This is a genomic window from Citrobacter sp. EC_71 (assembly GCF_019584005.1).
Lineage (GTDB): Bacteria > Pseudomonadota > Gammaproteobacteria > Enterobacterales > Enterobacteriaceae > Citrobacter > Citrobacter werkmanii.
The window spans coordinates 31995-51066 of record NZ_VDAY01000026.1; the positions used below are offsets into that span (position 1 = coordinate 31995).

A 19072-nucleotide genomic window follows, 5' to 3' on the forward strand; every position below is an offset into this window, starting at 1 on the left:
TCGTGGATTGTGGCTCTTCGGTACATACCATTAGTTTGCCGACCGGAGCACCATCAATGACAGCCCTGGCTGCACTAACCAGATGCGCTGAAGGTGAACCTGAATAGTTCATGCAGATGAACGTGATAAATAAAGCAATCGCCGGGCCGGAGACCAGAGTGAAGAATGCGAAGCTGCGGCAGGCCGTAGTATGGCGATGCAAATTAGCGAGAAATGTCATCATGATTTGTCACTCTGGGTTTTAGTCGTATCCGACTCGGTGTCACATCGCTGGAAAGCTACTTGAGGAGGAATTTGATCAACCCCGGTAAAGCAATATTTCAGGGATAGTTGCTTTTTTCCCTCATCCAGTCCAACAAAAAAGATATCGACCGGATCTTCATGAAGTAGCTCTTTTGAGAGCCGGTTGTAGGCCATCCAGCTCCCAACCATATCGACCATTGGCTTAAATTTATCAGTTGCGTTATCTGTAGGTTTAAATGGAATTACACGGAAAACATTCCATCGTGAGCAACGAACCAGCAATTGAGCATCACTCTGAAAGACGTCCAGATCAGTGTTATTTGTCAGGACTTTACACAGCGACTTGAGATCGTTACCCCTGACCTCCAGTTGGCTGAAGCTTCTATAATACTTTTCACATCCAGTTAAGTGCTGAGCGTAGCACTGCTTCAACAGTGTTGTGTCGTTACTGGCCTGCAATTGAGTATCTTTCGCCACATAGGCATCACTGATAAGAAAATCGGGATAGAGGTGTCCCTCCCATAGCAGTTTCTCGGCGATAGCGCCCCCCAGCACCACCACCAATAAGATAAAAAAAATTGGGAACGTCTTACCCAGAGGTATTTTCATAAATCTCACCAGTCGTTAATTTGAGGTAAATTTGCTTTCCAGATTCAGAATGCATTTTTCATGTGCATACATGACGGCGGAATCATGGCCGTAATAGAGTTCGCCATTTTCACGCTGCCACTCACGCGCTTTTCGGGTACGGAATGCTTCTGACATATGTTTTCCACACAACTCACATGGCCCGAAAAAGTCGCTGCTGCGGCCTGTTGATTTTGTGAGTCTGACGATATTGCCTGTAGGTCTACCCATACTGCCCCCTGTGCTGCTGGCATTGACCGGCTGTCTGCCGTGCTAAATGAGTGGTTATTTATCCGCGTCATCATCGGATTCTTTCGGCACGAGTTTTGTATAGCTAAATGTCATATCAGAGGGACGGATCCCATAGCGCCACGGCTTTCTGCGGTAGTTAACTGCCTCGCTTACCATCCAGCAGATAAGAGCGATACCCGCCACTATCAGGTAGCCTTTGAGCAACAGCGAGTCCCATTGTTTAATGGCATCATCGGCATTCACCACGTGTCGCTGGCATTCTGAGGAGCGGAACGCGGCAAACACTGCTTTCTCTTCAGGGCAAACCATGACCGAGGTGCTGGTGGCATTTCCAACCAGACTACGGGCCTGATCGAGGAAGACCTTGGATGGTGAACTGGTAAGAACTGTGCAGAACAGAATGAGCAGTAACGCAACTGCCGGAGCAGTGACAAACGAGAAAATGAATGCCTGCCCGGATTTCCATAAAACGTCGCTGATGTAAAATTTCATGTCGGTGTTTCCTCTTATCGGTATTCAGGCCCAGAGCAGCCCGGGGCTTAATTTATGCTGACTGGAGTCCGCCAGATTGTTTCTCTTCAGCGCGGGTATTCCAGCGCGTCACAGCGGCTTGTTCGGAGTCCTGAAACGCCACCGTGGCCTCACAGGAATTGCAGCAGGCGCGAAAATTATTCGAAATCTCCCGAACCCGGATAGATGAACAACCGCAGAAAGGGCAGGGCTTGACGTTATCGTGTCTCATCGTATTTCCTCGCTGGTGGGCTTTATCCACCGAAGCTATTGAGCCGAATTTCAGGTTCATCACCGAGCTCGTACATGTGTCCCATTTCGTTCATGATGGTGCTACTGCCATTGAACCAGGTAACCATGCATCGCCAGTGCTGACTGCCGTTTTCACCCCAGCGGCTCACGCCCGCAGCATCCATTTCGTCTTCAGTGATAAAGAAATCCGCGCCCGGCAGTTTCTCGGCATCAAGGCAGATCTCAGGCTCAACGACGAAGCAGATACCGTTGCTGTTCATGACGTACATACGCCGCTCAAGGGTTTCAGTACTGACAATGACCTGCTTATCAGAAGTAAGGTGTGATTTAGTGACTTCCATGCGAATCAGGTTCTTTGCATTAGCCTGTCCACTCGCAAAAACCATTGACGCATTGCGAACCATTAACTCAGCAGCTTCTTCACCGAAGCTACGAAGGCCCATCAGTGCAAGCAACTCACTACATTCGGCTTTACCGAGGTTGCCAGTAGTCAGATTAACCACGCCTTGTAGAGTGCTCAGTTCAACCGGTTGTGACCGGAGGATGTCGCGAAGCAGTGTATTACCCGCCGTGCCCGGGTCGCTCCAACTGGAGGATTCGGGACGCTGATTTTCAAGAAATAGGGCGCTTTGCAGTAAAGCCGCTGGTGGCTTTCCGGCAAAACTCAGTTTTACTCTGACCGAATCGAATGGGTGCATGACGGCGGTTTCTCCATAATATCGTGAAGCTAAAAACTGTTTTAATCCTATTATCCCACCGGTCGACAATTGACGAAGTAATCGGGTATGAAATGGACACCCCTTCGATAATTCACATATAGCGAAGCCTTTACGCCTTTGTCTTATCCGCAGGCTGGGGAATGCAATAACTTAAGATGGTGATAGTTTCCCCACGCTTTGCTTTAGGCGCGGCACTCTGGCATTCATCATAGGTTTTGTAGTCAGGTATTTTCTGAGAGGTGACACCACTTGGATTAAGACCACTTGAATAAAGCCCAATCACGAGAACTAAAGTAAACATGTTATTACTCCAGAATGTATTGATGGAAAGTAAGTGAGAATGCCATTATCCATTTCTCCTAAAATCCCGAAAAAACTTTTCAAGAAAGGTACTTTTCGGTTACTTCAGCGTAAGCATACTTAGATCGCAAAATGAGTGAATAAATAACTTTGCTCTGCAATTGTTTTTGCTGAACTTCAAATTAATCAGTCATCGATTTCATCAGGCAAGTGAAAAGCTGAGACGTAAAGCTTGCCATCATGAAAATCCAAACCATCTTGGCAGTGATAATCGGAAATTCGAGAGTGCCAATATAATAAATAATAATTATCAATCCCCCCAAGGCCAGACATCCAAGGAGACCTGCTGCTGCCTTTAGGAAATCACTGCCTTCAGGATTCTGGAATGTGAATCCAGTTATAATCAGCGAGGAAAAACAAGCGAACAAACAAGTTCTATACAAAGGCCAGTCCCCGGATATAACATTTTCTCGAATAAGCACTGCCCATATCAAAAATTCAATGCTGAAAATAATCAGCGGAACTGCGAGCACACGAAATGAAAGTTTTTCATATAAAGTGGTAATAATTGATGTCATAGCAAACCCCGCTTGCAATATTCAAATTAATTTTCGTGGTTTTTACCTGCTTTTAACAAACGCGTTATTTCATCAGTAAGGCAGAAACTTTTCCCAGATGATGGTTTCCCGATAACCACAACGTGACCAGTACTTGGAGTTCCCTCTACTTTAAAAAATGCAAGTTTTGCATCGATAATTTTATTTTTCATTGCATCGGTAACCTTGTATGACGTGGGGGTAAATTTTGTGCGTTAATGTTCAATGATAATATTAATCGCGAAATACTGTATCTATAGGGTCTGTTGATTAAGACTATCCCTCTTGAAGTAAAATACAATCATCATTCCTATCTGTATGGAATAGGAAGCCAATTCAGCATATGTTACATAATTGCTTGTGATGAAGGAAAAACCTCGCGCGATTACAAGTAGGAGTATTGATGCAATAAACACTAAAACCCAAACGGTAAGCATTCCCAGCACTGAAAGAAAGTACTCATATTCATTTGGGTCGTAAAATACAAATGCTGTTGAGAATATTGCAATAATACATAACGGAAGTGATGTAGCGAGTTCCGACCATTGAAGGTCAATTTTTCCAACCACCAGCAATGTAGAAATGACAGCGTACTGTATAGCCGATAGAACTGTTACCGGAATCGCAGCTCGAATGAACTTAAAAACAGAATGTTGTGTTTTAGCCTGGTTTTTCATGTGTTACCACCTGTCATTTGTTTCGAAACCAATCATAACCAGAGTGATAGATTTCAGAGTGAATAAACCACTACAAAACGCCCCCATTTATTGCTGGACATCATCCGCAGGAGTGGCATAAAACTCACGACCTGACGCGCCGAGTTTTTTCTGAAGCTTCTTTGTTGCTTCAGCCTGACTTCGGGCCTTGAAATAGAACGTCCTGATAAAATCCCCATTGTTGTAGTTAACGTCCTCTGGATTTGCCCATTTCTGCATAGCAACAAACCGGATAGAAGGCTTCGGGATGGTTTTCACCTCGACATACCCCCGGCCCTTGCAGCGAAAACACACACCGCCTTGAACGTGCCGGAACGCTCGGATCTCACCCTTACCACCCAGACAGCGTGGGCATTCAATTTTATGCATAGCAACCTCTCGACTGTTGATTAACGAATTTCGCGCCTGAAAGGGGGCAGGGATGCGAGGATGTCTTTCCCGTAGGCTTTTGTCTTCAGGCGTTTATCCAGGATAGTCACCGCGCCGGTATCGCTCTCTGTGCGGATAAGCCGACCAACGGACTGGGTCAGTTTGAGGCAGGCCTCCGGTATCGAGATTTCCCGGAAAGCATCACGCCCGTTTTTCTCCAGCCACTCCGTCAGGGTCTGGCCCACCGGGTCGGTCGGAACGCTAAAAGGCAGCTTGGCAATGATGACGTTGTTGCAGTACACGCCAGGCAGATCCACCCCTTCACTGAAAGAAGCCATACCAAAGATAATGCTCGGCTCACCACGGTCGATTCTGAGCTTATGGCGCAGCAGTATTTCCCGTTTTGGAAGTGCCCCCTGTATCAGCAGAAGCGGTGAAATGTGTTGAGGCATCGCCTTGCTGACTTCTTCCATCTGCCTGCGGGAGGCGAACAGCACGAGGCAACCCTGAAGCCGAAGCACCAGTTTGGGAAGGAGTTCGATGATCTCCGCCGTATGTTCTTCATGATTGGTCGGAACCGAGCGCATACGGGGGATGAACAACACGCCGTTGTTCTGGTAATCAAACGGGCTGCGGGCCAGCAGGGTAGGTGTATCGACTGGAAGACCGGCCTGCTCCAGGAATGCGTCAAACTTGCTAAGGGAGCGGATTGTTGCCGAGGTCACAATGGTGGCATAAGCCTTCGACCAGAGCTCGGATTTCAGGTGTTCGCCCGCATAGACCGGACTGCAATTAATCACCACTTCGGTGCTGCGTTTAGTACGACGGACGTTAATCCACCGGGCCATAGGCATACCAGAGACGGTTTTATTCCCGCAGTATGAGGCCAGAGCCTGATGCATACCCGCCAGGCGATTTGCCAGCTCGCCGACAGCCATCTTTTGAAGGGCCAGTTCTTCCTCGCTGATATCCCGCCCGGCCTCATCTACAATCGCCGTCATTTTCACAACGATATTCTGCATCTCGTTTACTGTCTTTAACCCAGGCTTAAACAGGGCCGCAATATCTTCAGGAACGAAACCTTCCGGGAAGCGATAGATGTCCGATTCCGTGCCATTTGGCATTTCGTGATCGTTTCGCCAGTTCAGGGAGCGTAAAAGTGTCCCCCGCAGCTCACCGAGCTCATCACCGGCATGGCCCGCAAGCTCCACCAGCTGCTGCACGTGCTTTTCCATAGTCCCGCCGTAGGACTCTGGCATGGTCATTACCATGTCGAAGATTTCGCTCATGAAATGCCTGCTGGCATCGAGAGAGGCGGAGGTCGCAAAGTGGTTAATTGCTTTCTGCGGAACGTGGTGACCTTCGTCGAACACATAAATGGACTCTTCCTGCGGGGGAAGGATAATACCGCCTCCCAGTGACAGGTCAGACAATACGATGTCATGGTTGGCGATAACCACATCCACCGACTCCAGCAGGGCGCGGGCGAGGAAGAACGGACAACGGTGATAATGTGGGCAACGCTTTTTAGGGCACTGACTGCCAATAGCATTGACCCGACCCCATACCGCCTCATTGATCTCATCAGGATAGGAATCACGCTCTCCTGTCCAGTGACCACCAGCAAAGGCCTTGCTGATATCCTCCACATCATCGCGGATGTAGCCATAGGCATTCATCTCGCTTTCCATATGAACGTCACAGCGCATCTGGCAGAAGTAACGGCTACGGCCCTTCGCCATCGCATAGGAGAAGCTCAGGCCCGCTCTCGCCTGTATTTCTGGCAGATCCTTGGAGATGATTTGTTCCTGAAGCGCAACGGTTGCCGTGGAGATGATCAGCGTCTTATGCTTTTCCATCGCCAGGGGGATCAGCGGCAGACAATACCCGAGTGTTTTCCCTGTCCCCGTACCGGCCTCAATAACCCCGACGCGATACTGCTCCTCAGCGGGGGTAGCGTTAACGACTGCGCTGCAAAACGCCATCATGTCTACCTGCCCGGCACGAGGGGACAGACCCTTTGCGTCCAGGAAGAAGTGATAGGCTCGCTCAGTCATTTCAGCGGCAGTCATCCGGGGTTTATTGTCTGGCATATCCGTACCTTGTCCTCTGCTGCTCAGGAGGCACAGCCCGGCAGCGGCTATCGAAGTCAGGTACATCCTCATGCTGGTGGATGTACCGGGTTCATCAGTCTTCCAGTGAATGGCCTTTAAAGCGTCTCACATAGCGTTTAATTTCAGTTTCGGCCTGTTCCAGTACAGCTCGGTTGCAGTGCTCAAGAACACAGTAAGGCCCATGTGCTGGCCCGCCATCGCTGGTTTCGCAGGCATCAAGCTTGAGCCGAACGGAGGCATCGAAGATAAATTGGGTGATTTTCGCAATGGAGATCTGGTCTTTGTCTTCCTGCTCTTTGGTGTCGATGACATCGCCGTTATACACGTCGAAATCGAGCCGCAGGCGGTAAACTGTGTCGATTGCCATAATCGGATCCCTTCAGAGGATGTCGTAGATGACTGGGACGCGGCCACGTTCTACCTGTTGATTCAGGGTGCGGAAACCACCGTGATCAACGATGTAGAATTCACCCGCCACGGCGGAGCGATGGAAGTCGGCGAGCTCTTCAGTGCCAAAGACGAAAACCGGGGTTCCAGAGGGGACGGTCATGCAGGCAGTTTTTCCGCCATAGCCGCGAACCGTAAAGGTGATTACCCCATCCGCGCTGGTGGGCAGGAAATCGGCGAAAATCGAATGAAAGGCTTTATTCGCCTTATCGCTGAATACGTCGGTCAGTGTCTGCATGATGCGCCCCGTGATCTCGTTTTATGTTGTACTGATACCAGTACAACACGGGCCCGGCAGGTGACGAAGGCGATACGTCGGGTATTATCAGAATGAATATGTCGGTCTGAAATGGTTTATCAGTGAGCCATCAGCTCCGGCCCCGGGACGCGAATCAACGGTCGTTATGCTGTAGCACCTCCACGAACTGTCCGCAGCTGTCGCAGCAGTACTCATTGGCGAACCTGCCATCGTCTTTCCAGTTGTTTGCCCCGCAGCGGCAGAGCAGTACACGTACCTGAGAAGGGCGGATGCGAGCTTGACCGAATTTGGTTGTCCACTGAGGCTCGCCATCAAAGCGAAAAGAGTCAATGCGAAACCTGCTTTCGCGTTCGTAGGTGTTGAGGTATTTGAAGTACAGCTCTTCAGAGAGAATGGCATCGGTCATCGTGTATTCCCTGTCTGGCCCCGTGGAGGGTGATTTGCGGCAGAGTGTTGCGTTGCGAAAACTGCCAGGTTGTCGGAGCCATTACACCACGGGTCATACAGGTCACGAAGGGGGTTACTTACCAGCCAGCGCTTTCTCTTCCCTGGTAGCCAGGCGCATTTGCCCGAAACCTTCACGGATCAGCAACGGCTTTTCTTTCTTCCAGCCCTTAACGACGGACTCACCGAAACGACGCGGGGCGTTACCATTCCAGGTGGCTATGACGTGGTTATCATGGACTTCGACAATCACGACCGGGTGGACGACAACTGTTTTAAGTGTGGTGTTGCCCATATTTACCCGGCTAACCGACCAGACACTCATCCCGACTTCCAGCTGGCTTATTTTCATCTTCATTTCCTTCTAAACGAACGTAGTGCGCCACGGCGTAATGTCGTGACGCACATTACCATGCCCGGGGCTTATCAGAACATAAGCCAGGTGGCGTTACCGGCAGTATTTCTGGACTGGTAGGCTTTTGCCTGCGCGTGAAGCAGCTTCCACAGCTGACGAAGTGTAGCAGCATGATTTTCACCACCAGCATTAACCCGCAGTTCGCCGATCTCGCGGGTAACAGTGAAACAATTCCGGCTCTCATCCCAGCCTGAATGTTCACGCGCTTCCACCACCAGATCATTAGACGTATCAGGGCCGGTCTTTGCTGCATTCAGCACGAACTCCGTTTTAACAGTAATACGGCTGGCGTTATCCGGCGCATCCAGAAAGACGGTGAACCCCTCAGTTCGGCGGTCAGTTATACGACGGCTCCCCCAGGAGGTGATCCCCCTCTGGACACGCATCATTGAAAGAGCGTGGGACTCGGTTGCCTGCACTGTGCGATACAGGTCGGTCAGGGAAGAAAGGCTGAAGCTTTCAGGGGCAGTCTGGATAGCGTCGGTCATGGTAGATCCTCGGTTATATGGTGTGTTTTCTGGCTTCAGTAGCTGTCGTTTGCCACGTAATAGGACGTGCCTGGATAGAAGTAGCGGTAATCCGGCTGCATGTCATTGGTGATGACGGATGCTTCTTCCCAGACCCCGCTGGTGGACATAAACTCATCTGTCGTTTCATTCTCCAGCCGCATATAGCGTTCAGGAGCGCATTCCGCCCAGGCGCGTTTCACCGTATCCCAGTTAGCGTACTGGCTGATTTCAATATTCAGGGGCGCATTCTTCTCAGGCTGGTTACGGCGGGAACTCAGCACGAAATTCAGCTTCAGGACGATACGACTGTCGTTGTCAGGAGTATCCATCCAGATCTGGTATTCAGCCGTAGGCCGGGATGACTGGTTTTTGCGGCCCCACGAGGTGACACCGGTTTTAACCTGGACTATCGAGACTTTATGCGCATCAGTCTTGCCAACGCTGGTCATCAATTCAGACAGACTTTTAAACATGGTGCATCCCCAGTGATTATTGGTATGTTCGTTTTGTTTACTTATTAAATCACTGGTTACCCGGGTGACGAAGTCAGAGCCGGGTAAAAAAAGGACAAAATTTGCGGATTAGTGGCTGGTGGTGGTATTGGCCTGCGGGACAGGGCCATCGAACAATTTGTCAAAAAATTCCACGCCACGCTGGTACACATCGCGCAGCTCCATATCTTCACGCTCGGTCAGGCCCATCTTATTGAGCACGGCAAGGCCGGTACGAAGGCGAGGAATCAATACGGTTTCCAGATAGATCCTGCGGCCCGCAATAATTTCCGGGGATGCTTCATTGATGTAAAAATCAACGGTTTTCGTGATGCTGAAGTGCTTTACTTCGCTCATCGTCTGGTACTCCTCAGAATGATGTCATGATACTCGGTTTGATTCAGGGGAGGGGAGCAACCCGGGCAAACAAGCCCGGGCGCAGGCAGCAGTTATTCGAGACCCAGTGCAACGTGATCGCCATCATCAGAAAGGCGAATGAATAGCATCTGCGTACCGCCGCTCAAGCCGAACTGGAGATCCCAGCCTGGGACAGAAGATGTCTCGCATTCACGCACATCGATGACCTGGTCACGGTAGAGCAAGAAGCGTGTATCAGACTTGTCATCTTCAGCGACGTGGGCCATCTGATCAGCAAATTTGTCTTCGAGGTCGAACCAGCTTTCCAGCCAGACCTTATCAGAGACCAGGCTGATACCGCAGGCGGATTCCGCCGTGCCGGTCACAGCCTCAGCGACTGGTTCTACAGAAGTCATATTAAATACCGCATCAACTACCAGTGCCTGCTCTGAGGTCGCCGGGTAGATACCTTGCAGATAAACGCTATTGCCGTTCACTTCGAAGCCGTCTTCAAGACTGATGTCGTCATGATCAACGTCATAAACATCCGCGAGGTTGCGAAGACAGATCAGGTTGGCTTCATCTTCGTTCTCCGCTTCAATGCGCATCAGTGGCAGTTCGCCACCACTGGAGTCGGATTCATAGTAGTGAACGTAGAATACATTTTTCTCTTTGCTGGTGGTCATGGCGTTGCCCCGTGTTGTTCGTTTTGTTTACTTATAGTCTCACGGGGTATTCAGGTGACGAAGGAAATCGGGCATAAAAAAGCGGGGATTTAACCCCGCCAGTTTTGATATTTATAATTATGCCAACATGTAGTTCCAGCGCAGTTATTACTTAGGCCTTGGGCCTTTTCGTGTATTACTTTTTTCTGGCTCTTCCACCGACTCTTCTGCTGGTTTTTCCACCGACTCTTGTGTTGGCGTTGTAGTGGCTGCGGCTGCTGCTGCGGCAGTAGCGGTTGAATCGTCATAATCAGTGGTAGCAGTAACATCACCCGATTCAGTCATATGGAGAGTGACAGTGACAGGTTTGCCATCAACAGCAAAATTGAGACTAACTGAACCTTTCATCTTCAGTAAGAGTGCGGCCCGGGTATATCCATCGGAAAGTTTTAAACCAACAGAAGCTAAAGCATCAGCAATTTTGTTATGAATATCGTTGCTCATTTTCATTCCTTAATGTGTGTGTATTAGCGGAATATCAAATCATAAGACTTCAACTGAAAAAGGGTCAGAAGTGAAAAGTTATTTTCTATACGTATGATGGCACAGGAAGGTGGGGTGACGAAGAAGAATAAGCAAAAAAAAAGCGGGGTATTATCCCCGCAAAACTACACACAGCAATTCAATAAAACAACTTCCAGGGGGGCGATGCACACATCACAACTTCGGTCTGTCAGACGGGAACCGGCCTTGGGCGCTTGTATCCCATTTGACGAAAATTTGGTTTTAAAACCGGTAAATCGTTACTCTTTCTTCCTGCTACCCCGGTCTATCACCGGGGTAGCGGAGTCCGCCATTCTCGGCAGCGCCAGCTGATCAGATTACATAGACTCAGATTTAAAGTTACGCGTTCGCATATAACCTCCTTAGTGTGGGCCGGTTCACTGGATTGTGAATTGTCAGTAACGCTAAATTTGTAGACTTCAGGTCTACAGCCTGGCTTATATAGGCAGGCGCGGCAGTTTTTTAAGAGTTTGAACGTAACGAGAGCATTTACATAAATCCTCCTTTCTGTAGCTGACCAGATTTAACGTCTTTGTCTATTCAGTGAACCATACCCTATTCATGTGACGAAGGTTTCTGAGTGTAAAAATACGTAATAAGCAACGCTATTATCGCTAATTCTAAAAATAGGGCGAATTAAAATACCGGCAAAACGCGGACGTTTATACCGGTATTATTTCTGAGCTGCTGGTGCAATATCGCGAGGTAAGCTGTAGTCAGCGCGGCAGGTACTTAACGGCTAGGCTTGCTGGTGGTTAAGGCCTCATCCTGCGCCAGCAACGTGATCACATCCCCGGCAATCTCCGGGCGGATACCAGGCGATTTATGCGCGGCATGGGCCGCGACAGCCAGCGGTCTCCAGTTGAGTGATGCTGCAATACGTCTGATCTCTTCAATAACCCGGAATGTATCGCTCTCCAGCGCCAGACCCGCACGGGCGGTATCGAAAGATACGCGCTGCGCCGAAGTGAGCGGCGAGTGCTTCTTCAGTTCTGCGGTGATGATACGCTGCGCTTCAGCACCGATTGACGCGCCACCTTCGACGACCCCGGTTAAACCGACGAGCTTACCTCCATCACTGCGGCTATTATCGTCTTTAACCCTGGGTGGCGGGGCCAGGGCGGTCAGATCCACGTCCTGCTGTAAGAGCTCCAGCAGGTCAGCCAGCATATCGGGTTTAATCACACCTTTTAAACCCGCTGCGCGTTTCGCTAGGCTGACAGGAGAACGGCCCAGGCGGGCGGACATCGCAATAAGGCAATTAGCCAGAACAAAGAGGTCATCAACCCCAATCAGTGGCGCACACTCTTGCCTGAACGTCTGATCATCCCGGAATGCAGGAGCTGGTGGGGCCGGTTTAGGCGTTTTGGCCTTTGCCTGCGGCTTGTCATAACCACGTAGGGCTTTTTCTGCACTGTCTGAAACCTTACGGATGCTTTGCGCCAGATCATCACCACCTGCCAGGCCTGCGGTCAACTGAAGCATATAATCGAGCCTGCCGAGCATGTCAGGGGAAGCAAGCCCGGTCGCTATCTTCTGGCTGATGTCGTTAAGGTTGCTGAGTATACCACCGGCGATTTTAGACGGAGGAGTAACAACCGCCTGGACATTATGGCTGGTATGAATTTCCCGCGACACCAGGGTGAGGACTTTGCGCCAGTCAGGTTGTACACCAGCATCAAGCGTCTCAAGGTGGCTTATTGCATTTCTCAGGCTATCCCATCTGGATAGCTGTAGAGGGTCACCGTTCTGCTTTCCTGATTTCAGCCACTGAACGAGGTAGACGAAGTCAGATGTAGCTGAGGCCACCAGCCCGGCAATAACGCGCTCTCTTGCTTGAGGCGTTGTAGGGTTAGATCTTCGCACCGGCAGACGGTCATTTTTATGTGCCGTTGGTCTTTTCATTTCGAATATCTCAACTTGGTTCCATCAACGATAACTCCGCGCCCGGGAGCCAGACAGCATGAAACAATGTATTTACCATGTTTGATAAAAGCGCAACCGGCAGCGCCGTCAAAAAAATGCTATATGACAGCGCTGGTTAGAGCAGAAAGATTCAGGGAGGTTTTACATCTACTCTCGATCATCTGTGAGGAAGAGATGCAGTTGAGTCACAAAGGCATCGAGATAAGGGGTATTTCTGGCATTGTCTGCAAAGTTCATTTTGGCATTGGTGTCGTCGTATACATGCATCCAGCCGCTGTTTCTGGCAATACGACGTACATCAGTATTTGCCGGGTAGAGTTTCCCAATAGCTTCACGCAGACCTTCAATTTCTGAGATCAACTGCCGGGCATTCGCAGCAGGCTCAGGAGCCGATGGGACGAGAACCCGGAATTCAGCGGTTTCCGGCTGCATCTTAATCACTTCAATGACTTTGTCCCGGGCAACGGAATTCCATTCAGTAGTCATGCCGTTGTACTGGTTTCGGATGCGGAACTGGTAAACCGGCTGCTGTTCGTTAACAAGCAACCAGGCATCGGCAAGTGCAAGATAGAACGAGACAGGCCGGTTTATCATCTGGTGTTCCTGAAGGGCTTTTTTATAGCTATGGACATCTTCAGGAAGGACATCAGTGATACTGGAGGTGAATTTTAGCGGATCCAGTGGACAGACCGGGCCGATAACCCTAAGCACAGCAACAGGATTATTACCATCATCAGTAAACCAGAAGTCATTTTCTGGGCCGATATTGAGCCTTACATCTGCGGTCTGATTCTCTGCGAGAACGGCCTGCACCCGACGACCGTTCTGCCACCAGCGTGGTGTACCTTGCATACATACCTCGTACAGGAAATTAGCCCGAAGCCCACCTGCTGGTGGGCGGTCGGAACACAAGTCTACTGAAGGTACTGCTCTGCCTGAGCAATACGAGAAAGAGTACCGGCATTCGGTTCAATCATCTGGATACGTCGGCTGTCCTCCAGTAAACCGGCAATAAGGTGCTTGTCGGTATATGGGGCATCGTCATCCCCGAGCATACGGCGGATAGCAGATAAATCGCCGGATGGAACCGGGTATACCGACTCAATAAAGAGCTGGTCACCGTGAGGATTCTCCCACTCATATGGGGTTTGGGCGGAAGCAGCAAAACCCGAATCATTCAGACGTGCGAAATCTTCAAGCGCCTGGAGGCGGGCCGCAGATTCATCGGTAGCGTAGATTAGGATCATTCGCGCCGTCTCAGGCGATGAGCAGAACAGCAAAATGAGAAATGGCAGCATGTTATAGACTCCTTCAGTTTGCGACTTGTTGAGCTGGCGGTGTGGCTACGCTAGTGAGTTGCTTAAGGCGAATGTTCAGCTCATGAATTACATCATCGCGTTTGCGCCAGCTGGTGGATGGTAGAGCCAGGAGCGCTTCAGCTTCGGACACGGAGAGACCGGCCAGGTGAGCTTTCGATGAAATCTCTGCGTTATATAATTGCTTCAGCACAATCAATGAGTGCTGGGAGGATGCAGCCATCATCATGAAATGGCGAAGCACCGCACAATAGATTTGAGTAGACATATTAAGCCGCCTCGTTCAATGCGTGAGGTAATGATTAATGGCATGTTCAACATAGCCAACAGATTTACCCACCAGGTGTGCAAGCTGCTGCACATGATGATGGTGAACTTCACGGCACGGGCCAAATGAAGTGGTGTAGCGATACCAGAGGCTGCGGCCTACAGAAAAAAGTTCTTTCTCTGTCTGCGGGCGAACTGGATAACAAACAGGACGTGCAGATGTAGTGCGACGAACGTTATTTCGTACTTGATGAATTGCAGTATTCATAAATCACCCCGCGTATGTTTTTCGTTTTGTTTACTAACTTCAGTTAAACACACGCTGGGTGGCTGACGAATAGAAAATCCATAAATAAATGAGCTAAAGATTTAAGCTCTTTATGAAAGAATTATTCTGGGGTTGGAAACCAGATAATGTCCGAAATAGGCTTATTGCCCGTCAGTAAAGCGAGGCTGGAATGCAGTTCTTTAACGACCTGCTTATTATCCTGCGTTTGCTCAAGTGCGGTTATAGCCTTTAGCAGGGTATTTGCCACAGATGCTTTAGCATATGCCTGCGGTGAGCCGATTAGCACCTGACGCATTAGCTCCGCATTGTTAGAAGCCAAATAGCCTTGCTCCTCGGAAATTCTTTCTGCATCGGGTGCTGAAATAACCAATGCGGCAAGTTCGTGATCGTTTGCATAGTTGATAACATCAGATAGCATTTCGAGAGCTGTGGTATCTGTCATGATAAAGCCGTCAGCTACCCACTGAGGAGCAACATCGAAGCGAACTACCCAGGAATAAGGTTTAACGTTTGACATACAGAGACCTCATTAAAGAGAGATATAAGCGTCGGGATTTTCTTCAACAGAAAGAAACTCAATATCTTCGAGATGCATTCCTGCATTACGAATGCCTACCTCGGATAACCACGACAGTATTGTTTCATGATCCGGTTCACCAGAAAAATCAACAAAGGCTGGAAGAGCCCAGTCGGGTGTATAGCCAGCGCTATACATTACAGTGGCAGTAAAGCGCCCAATGTGGGGAATTTTGAAAAGGATGGATGCCTGCTCAGGGGTATTAATTACCATGCCGTGATGATAGACGACATCCCAGTTTACCCCATGCTCCCCTGTATTTCCTCGATAGAGATGGTGGCGGTCAACGGCCCAAAGGACACCTTCGCTATCCAACCAGCAGAAATAATTATTATCTGGGGATAACGTGATCCCAAGGTTCATTAACTCCGCCACCAGCAAGCAAGGGTTAATATCAGTTACAGTTTTAATAATCGTCAGCCCCATCTCGGTTCCGGTAGTAACTGTCAGTACCTTGGAGGCACTGATCCAGAATTGATAACCTGCTTCTTTAGCCTTCGCGATTAAATTAAACATTGTTGCTTCCCATTGAATGGCAGTTAGGTCAATAACAACATGAGGCTGGTGGGTGACAAACAGGGAATCTGACGATATTTCAAGAAAGAATTTAGCGATGAGAAATGCAGGGGGAACAATATGGTCTGTACTTGCCAGCGCTTCGCTCGGCCAACCCCTCGACAGCCCGAAAACAAGTTTCGGTCTGCCTCACGGTTATCTACTGACAAAGGCGGGGATTATTCGGGGTACTGTATGAACTACACAATTTCAATCGGAACAAAAGAAAGCAGCAACCCCTAAACAAATGATTGAGAGTAACCAGAAAAAGGCGAGTACTACTACAGCGCTTAAAGATAGTGGAACGGTTTTTGATAGCATAACGCCCATACCTACACCAAATGAACATAGTGCGATAGATCCTAATTTCAATTTGCTCTTATACGAAATTAACATTGGCTTCTCCTCAAAATAGGTGTGGTGCTTGCCAGCGCTTCGCTCGGCCAACCCCGAGACAACCCGAAAGCAAGTTTCGGTCTGTCCCGGGGTTCCGGGTAACGGCCAGACTTACCGCAGATCTTCTTTAGCGTTAATCATATGACATATGAATAAGAATTAATCACGATACAACTGGATAAAACTCTCCACACGGGTTCCATCACAATAGCTCGGCCAGGCGTTCATCACAGGTAGTTCTTCTGTTGTGAATCTTCCCAGTGCGAGAGCTACAGAATACCAGACCGGGAAAATCGTATTGGCTGATGTCATATTCCCATTGTTGATTAACTCATAGAGTCCGCGTCCATTAGCCCATGCACTTTCTGGTGTATCACCGGCAAGGTAGTTATCCACCCAGATGGATGGTGACAGAGCCTGACCTTTCGCCAGTCTCGCTAACAACTCGTACCACTTCAGATATTCCGTGGTTCGCAGTGAGAGAATCGGGATTCCGCCACGTCTTAACAGTGCTGCCGCAGAACGTGAGTCTACCGGTGCGGCAATTCTATCCAGGTGGTTACGGGCTTGCTTTATCCGTGCTGATATTCCCGCAGGGCTCACTCGGGAGATGTATTTCTCCACCGTCTCAGTAGCTTCAGCGATATCCGGGGCCAACGAACCATCAACATGGAGGGGACATAAAACAAGGCCGGTATCATCGTGAGTCACCCAGGCAGAATTGTCAGTCGGGTTCCTGACGATAGACAACGACTCACTTTGACCCAAGATCGTTAACCTGAATGACTTAAGCCTTTCGGCTATCCAGCTGCCTCCATCACCAAAAACCTCAATGCGCTCGTGACTCATACCGCATCACCTCTACAAGTGCTTTACATTCAGACCTAATCATAACGGCTTCCCCGTTCGGAACAAAATCAGGGCATAGCCAAACCATACTCAGGAAATTTACAGATATGTCGATCTACAAAACGCGCTCAAAACGCTCAGGCGCGTTTTAATCAATCCGATCGTGAAAATACCAGGGGGATAAGCTCAGAATCGTTCTGAGGCGATTCTGGCGTGGTTTTATCCCAATAACGGATCCTTTTGCGAATACAGATCGGTTTACAAGGGAATTTGGCTGGTATGAGACGGAGATGATCCACTTTGATAATCTGAGCGATAATTTGTTAATGGTTTCGTTTTGTTTACGCGTGTATCGGGAGGGAAGTTATTCCGAACGAGGGTATCGACTTCATATTGTCCGTTTCGATAGCCGATCACAATTTCTAAGCGGTACTCGCCGCGACAAAAACCCCCGGAGGAAAACCATGTTGGTTATTCACTTTTGGTTTTCCCCGGCGATTAAAACCAGGGCAACCTCCGGTTGCCCATAAAAACCCCCGGAGGAAATTCATCTTTCCTCCGACATCGTGCGGTTTGATTATTACCATGCTCAACCTCCCGATGTAAAAATAGAGAAAACCGACGCTATCGCTTCCGCTTTGTTTACCTTCCATATTCGCGCCCGCGAAATAGTCCGCTGCATTCCCACCCGATCATACCCGGGCGAAAACACTCGCGATCATATTGCGATCCTCCTGATTCATTTCCGCCGCGATAAGTCCGCTATCGCCTGAAGGCTCACTAACAGATCGCCTGAAGGCTCACTAACAAAAATACCAGGTCATCGCCTGGTATTCATGTATATCCGTTATGTTTACTCCAGAGCGGTTTGTATTTCTAAAGCTGTTTTCTTAGGTGAGTTATTCGAAGTGAAAGTGCCTGCCGAATTGCACGGTTTTTTCGTAACTCATCACGCAACCAAATAAGCTGACCTTCATACAGTTCGATAAGCGCAAGTTCTCGCTGGCTTGCATCCTTAAATTTCGCTGGTGGATATGATTCGCCTTTGTTGAGAGGTAGGTATTTGGGAACGACACGATCAATGCCTCCACCAGCTTTGCGCAAAGGTGTCAATCTGGCCCAGCGGATCCTGATAGTTGTTCCTTGCCTGGTTACGTTAAAGCTGTACCGTGCCTTCTCGTCATCAGCAATAGCTTTGTCCCAGTATTCCTCCCGAAGACTATTGGCCTCGTTAAACAGAAGTTCTGCGGCTGAATCAACCGCATCACGAGCCTTTTCCAGATCATTGATGTACCCGACGAGTTGCATAAAACCACCTCGATGTTTTTTGATTAGGACTTAACCCCAAAAAAGAGAATCTCTATTATTACGCCAGAACTCTATGTTTCTGGAGAAAGAGAAAACTCCTTTTCAGGTTCGATTTTTAGTTTTCAGTTCCAAAACAGGAAAGATTGATTCTCCAGTTAAGTATCTTTCTGGGTGTTCTCATTTTTTGCATGTTTCTGGAGAATACAATGGCAATCTGGTGATTGAGCTATTAATATCTATCTGTACGGGTACTTTTATCAAGCCATTTTATTTTAATCAAGCAGTTTGCCAATCTCTATATGATATGGCAGAAAACTACGTTTCTGGGCATTTCTGATTTTTAATAGGTTTCTGGGGAATATAATGGAAACTTACTTCCCCTAATGTAGAGGCGATTAACGGGATGACGCCCACCGCTGCACAAACCTCTTAGTAAACGATTATGTAGAGTCGCTATATGATATGGCAGAAACTTATGTTTCTGGCTTTTCCACTTTTTGTTACCTTTCTGGAGAATACAATGGCAAACGCAGCTGAAACTTCCATCACCTCCCTCCGTCTTCAGGATCAATCCTAAATCACAGTAACTTCATAGTGATTTATGTCACATTTTGTAGGTATATATACTAAATAGCTGCGCCTAATACCGCTACACTTTTGCCTGGCCATGTTTTCCTCCGGGGAATGGGCTGGCGGTTTCCATAAAATGGCGGACCTTTTTCAGTAACTGCCACATTGAG

Annotated in this window: 30 protein-coding genes; all 30 read right to left on the bottom strand. The window is 48.8% G+C overall.

The window, feature by feature from the left end:
* Positions 1 to 219: 219 nt before the first annotated feature.
* Positions 220 to 852 carry a hypothetical protein gene (locus tag FHD02_RS21115; protein ID WP_007372282.1) on the bottom strand — a complete coding sequence of 211 codons (633 nt, stop codon included), beginning with the start codon at positions 850 to 852 and terminating at the stop codon, positions 220 to 222.
* 15 nt (positions 853 to 867) lie between these two features.
* Positions 868 to 1008: a hypothetical protein gene (locus FHD02_RS21120; RefSeq protein WP_007372281.1), complete on the bottom strand. Its 141-nt coding sequence runs from the start codon at positions 1006 to 1008 to the stop codon at positions 868 to 870.
* Positions 1009 to 1155: 147 nt separating this feature from the next.
* Positions 1156 to 1614, bottom strand: coding sequence for a hypothetical protein (locus tag FHD02_RS21125; RefSeq protein WP_008786599.1), 459 nt, complete (start codon positions 1612 to 1614; stop codon positions 1156 to 1158).
* A gap of 52 nt (positions 1615 to 1666) precedes the next feature.
* Positions 1667 to 1924 (bottom strand): Lar family restriction alleviation protein, encoded by a 258-nt coding sequence (locus tag FHD02_RS21130; protein ID WP_306083951.1) that lies wholly within the window; start codon positions 1922 to 1924, stop codon positions 1667 to 1669.
* Entirely contained in the window at positions 1887 to 2582 is a 696-nt protein-coding gene (locus tag FHD02_RS21135; protein WP_007372278.1) for a hypothetical protein, read from the bottom strand. Before FHD02_RS21135 ends, FHD02_RS21130 begins: the two co-directional genes overlap by 38 nt.
* Positions 2583 to 2712: 130 nt before the next feature.
* Positions 2713 to 2904, bottom strand: coding sequence for a hypothetical protein (locus tag FHD02_RS21140; RefSeq protein WP_016241560.1), 192 nt, complete (start codon positions 2902 to 2904; stop codon positions 2713 to 2715).
* Positions 2905 to 3085: 181 nt separating this feature from the next.
* Positions 3086 to 3481, bottom strand: a complete 396-nt coding sequence (locus FHD02_RS21145; protein ID WP_024196081.1) for a hypothetical protein — start codon at positions 3479 to 3481, stop codon at positions 3086 to 3088.
* A 26-nt stretch (positions 3482 to 3507) separates the two neighbouring features.
* On the bottom strand, positions 3508 to 3672 hold the full coding sequence (locus tag FHD02_RS21150) for a hypothetical protein (RefSeq protein WP_007372277.1): 165 nt from the start codon (positions 3670 to 3672) through the stop codon (positions 3508 to 3510).
* An 81-nt stretch (positions 3673 to 3753) separates the two neighbouring features.
* A complete protein-coding gene (locus FHD02_RS21155; protein WP_024196082.1) occupies positions 3754 to 4176 on the bottom strand; it encodes a hypothetical protein in 423 nt (140 codons plus the stop codon).
* A gap of 87 nt (positions 4177 to 4263) precedes the next feature.
* A complete protein-coding gene (locus FHD02_RS21160; protein WP_016241561.1) occupies positions 4264 to 4584 on the bottom strand; it encodes a hypothetical protein in 321 nt (106 codons plus the stop codon).
* 20 nt (positions 4585 to 4604) lie between these two features.
* Positions 4605 to 6677 carry an ATP-dependent DNA helicase DinG gene (gene dinG, locus FHD02_RS21165; protein ID WP_016241562.1) on the bottom strand — a complete coding sequence of 691 codons (2073 nt, stop codon included), beginning with the start codon at positions 6675 to 6677 and terminating at the stop codon, positions 4605 to 4607.
* 94 nt (positions 6678 to 6771) lie between these two features.
* Positions 6772 to 7065, bottom strand: a complete 294-nt coding sequence (locus FHD02_RS21170) for a hypothetical protein (RefSeq protein ID WP_007372274.1) — start codon at positions 7063 to 7065, stop codon at positions 6772 to 6774.
* A gap of 12 nt (positions 7066 to 7077) precedes the next feature.
* The gene (locus FHD02_RS21175) at positions 7078 to 7383 is read right to left on the bottom strand and encodes a hypothetical protein (protein ID WP_016241563.1); all 306 of its coding nucleotides are present in this window, start codon (positions 7381 to 7383) and stop codon (positions 7078 to 7080) included.
* Between the two features lie 154 nt (positions 7384 to 7537).
* Positions 7538 to 7810 (bottom strand): hypothetical protein, encoded by a 273-nt coding sequence (locus FHD02_RS21180; RefSeq protein ID WP_007372272.1) that lies wholly within the window; start codon positions 7808 to 7810, stop codon positions 7538 to 7540.
* A gap of 114 nt (positions 7811 to 7924) precedes the next feature.
* The gene (locus tag FHD02_RS21185; protein WP_007372271.1) at positions 7925 to 8200 is read right to left on the bottom strand and encodes a hypothetical protein; all 276 of its coding nucleotides are present in this window, start codon (positions 8198 to 8200) and stop codon (positions 7925 to 7927) included.
* 74 nt (positions 8201 to 8274) lie between these two features.
* Positions 8275 to 8751, bottom strand: coding sequence for a hypothetical protein (locus tag FHD02_RS21190; protein WP_007372270.1), 477 nt, complete (start codon positions 8749 to 8751; stop codon positions 8275 to 8277).
* Between the two features lie 35 nt (positions 8752 to 8786).
* Complete coding sequence (locus FHD02_RS21195; protein WP_007372269.1) at positions 8787 to 9245, bottom strand: hypothetical protein; 459 nt, start codon at positions 9243 to 9245, stop codon at positions 8787 to 8789.
* Between the two features lie 108 nt (positions 9246 to 9353).
* Complete coding sequence (locus tag FHD02_RS21200) at positions 9354 to 9620, bottom strand: hypothetical protein (RefSeq protein ID WP_007372268.1); 267 nt, start codon at positions 9618 to 9620, stop codon at positions 9354 to 9356.
* Between the two features lie 92 nt (positions 9621 to 9712).
* A complete protein-coding gene (locus tag FHD02_RS21205) occupies positions 9713 to 10306 on the bottom strand; it encodes a hypothetical protein (protein WP_007372267.1) in 594 nt (197 codons plus the stop codon).
* A 147-nt stretch (positions 10307 to 10453) separates the two neighbouring features.
* Positions 10454 to 10789: a hypothetical protein gene (locus tag FHD02_RS21210; RefSeq protein ID WP_007372266.1), complete on the bottom strand. Its 336-nt coding sequence runs from the start codon at positions 10787 to 10789 to the stop codon at positions 10454 to 10456.
* 792 nt (positions 10790 to 11581) lie between these two features.
* Positions 11582 to 12754, bottom strand: a complete 1173-nt coding sequence (locus tag FHD02_RS21215) for a hypothetical protein (protein WP_007372264.1) — start codon at positions 12752 to 12754, stop codon at positions 11582 to 11584.
* 168 nt (positions 12755 to 12922) lie between these two features.
* Positions 12923 to 13627 carry a hypothetical protein gene (locus FHD02_RS21220; protein ID WP_007372263.1) on the bottom strand — a complete coding sequence of 235 codons (705 nt, stop codon included), beginning with the start codon at positions 13625 to 13627 and terminating at the stop codon, positions 12923 to 12925.
* A 62-nt stretch (positions 13628 to 13689) separates the two neighbouring features.
* Complete coding sequence (locus FHD02_RS21225; RefSeq protein WP_007372262.1) at positions 13690 to 14073, bottom strand: hypothetical protein; 384 nt, start codon at positions 14071 to 14073, stop codon at positions 13690 to 13692.
* A 13-nt stretch (positions 14074 to 14086) separates the two neighbouring features.
* Positions 14087 to 14359 carry a hypothetical protein gene (locus tag FHD02_RS21230; protein ID WP_016241565.1) on the bottom strand — a complete coding sequence of 91 codons (273 nt, stop codon included), beginning with the start codon at positions 14357 to 14359 and terminating at the stop codon, positions 14087 to 14089.
* A 15-nt stretch (positions 14360 to 14374) separates the two neighbouring features.
* The gene (locus FHD02_RS21235) at positions 14375 to 14626 is read right to left on the bottom strand and encodes a hypothetical protein (RefSeq protein ID WP_007372261.1); all 252 of its coding nucleotides are present in this window, start codon (positions 14624 to 14626) and stop codon (positions 14375 to 14377) included.
* 121 nt (positions 14627 to 14747) lie between these two features.
* Complete coding sequence (locus tag FHD02_RS21240) at positions 14748 to 15164, bottom strand: hypothetical protein (protein WP_016241566.1); 417 nt, start codon at positions 15162 to 15164, stop codon at positions 14748 to 14750.
* A 12-nt stretch (positions 15165 to 15176) separates the two neighbouring features.
* Positions 15177 to 15740 (bottom strand): hypothetical protein, encoded by a 564-nt coding sequence (locus FHD02_RS21245; protein WP_007372259.1) that lies wholly within the window; start codon positions 15738 to 15740, stop codon positions 15177 to 15179.
* Positions 15741 to 16334: 594 nt separating this feature from the next.
* A complete protein-coding gene (locus FHD02_RS21250) occupies positions 16335 to 17024 on the bottom strand; it encodes a hypothetical protein (RefSeq protein ID WP_009652897.1) in 690 nt (229 codons plus the stop codon).
* Between the two features lie 876 nt (positions 17025 to 17900).
* Entirely contained in the window at positions 17901 to 18332 is a 432-nt protein-coding gene (mobI, locus tag FHD02_RS21255; RefSeq protein ID WP_016241569.1) for a conjugative transfer protein MobI(A/C), read from the bottom strand.
* Positions 18333 to 18981: 649 nt separating this feature from the next.
* A partial coding sequence (locus tag FHD02_RS24520) for a hypothetical protein (protein WP_039391442.1) occupies positions 18982 to 19072 on the bottom strand: 91 nt, incomplete at its 5' end.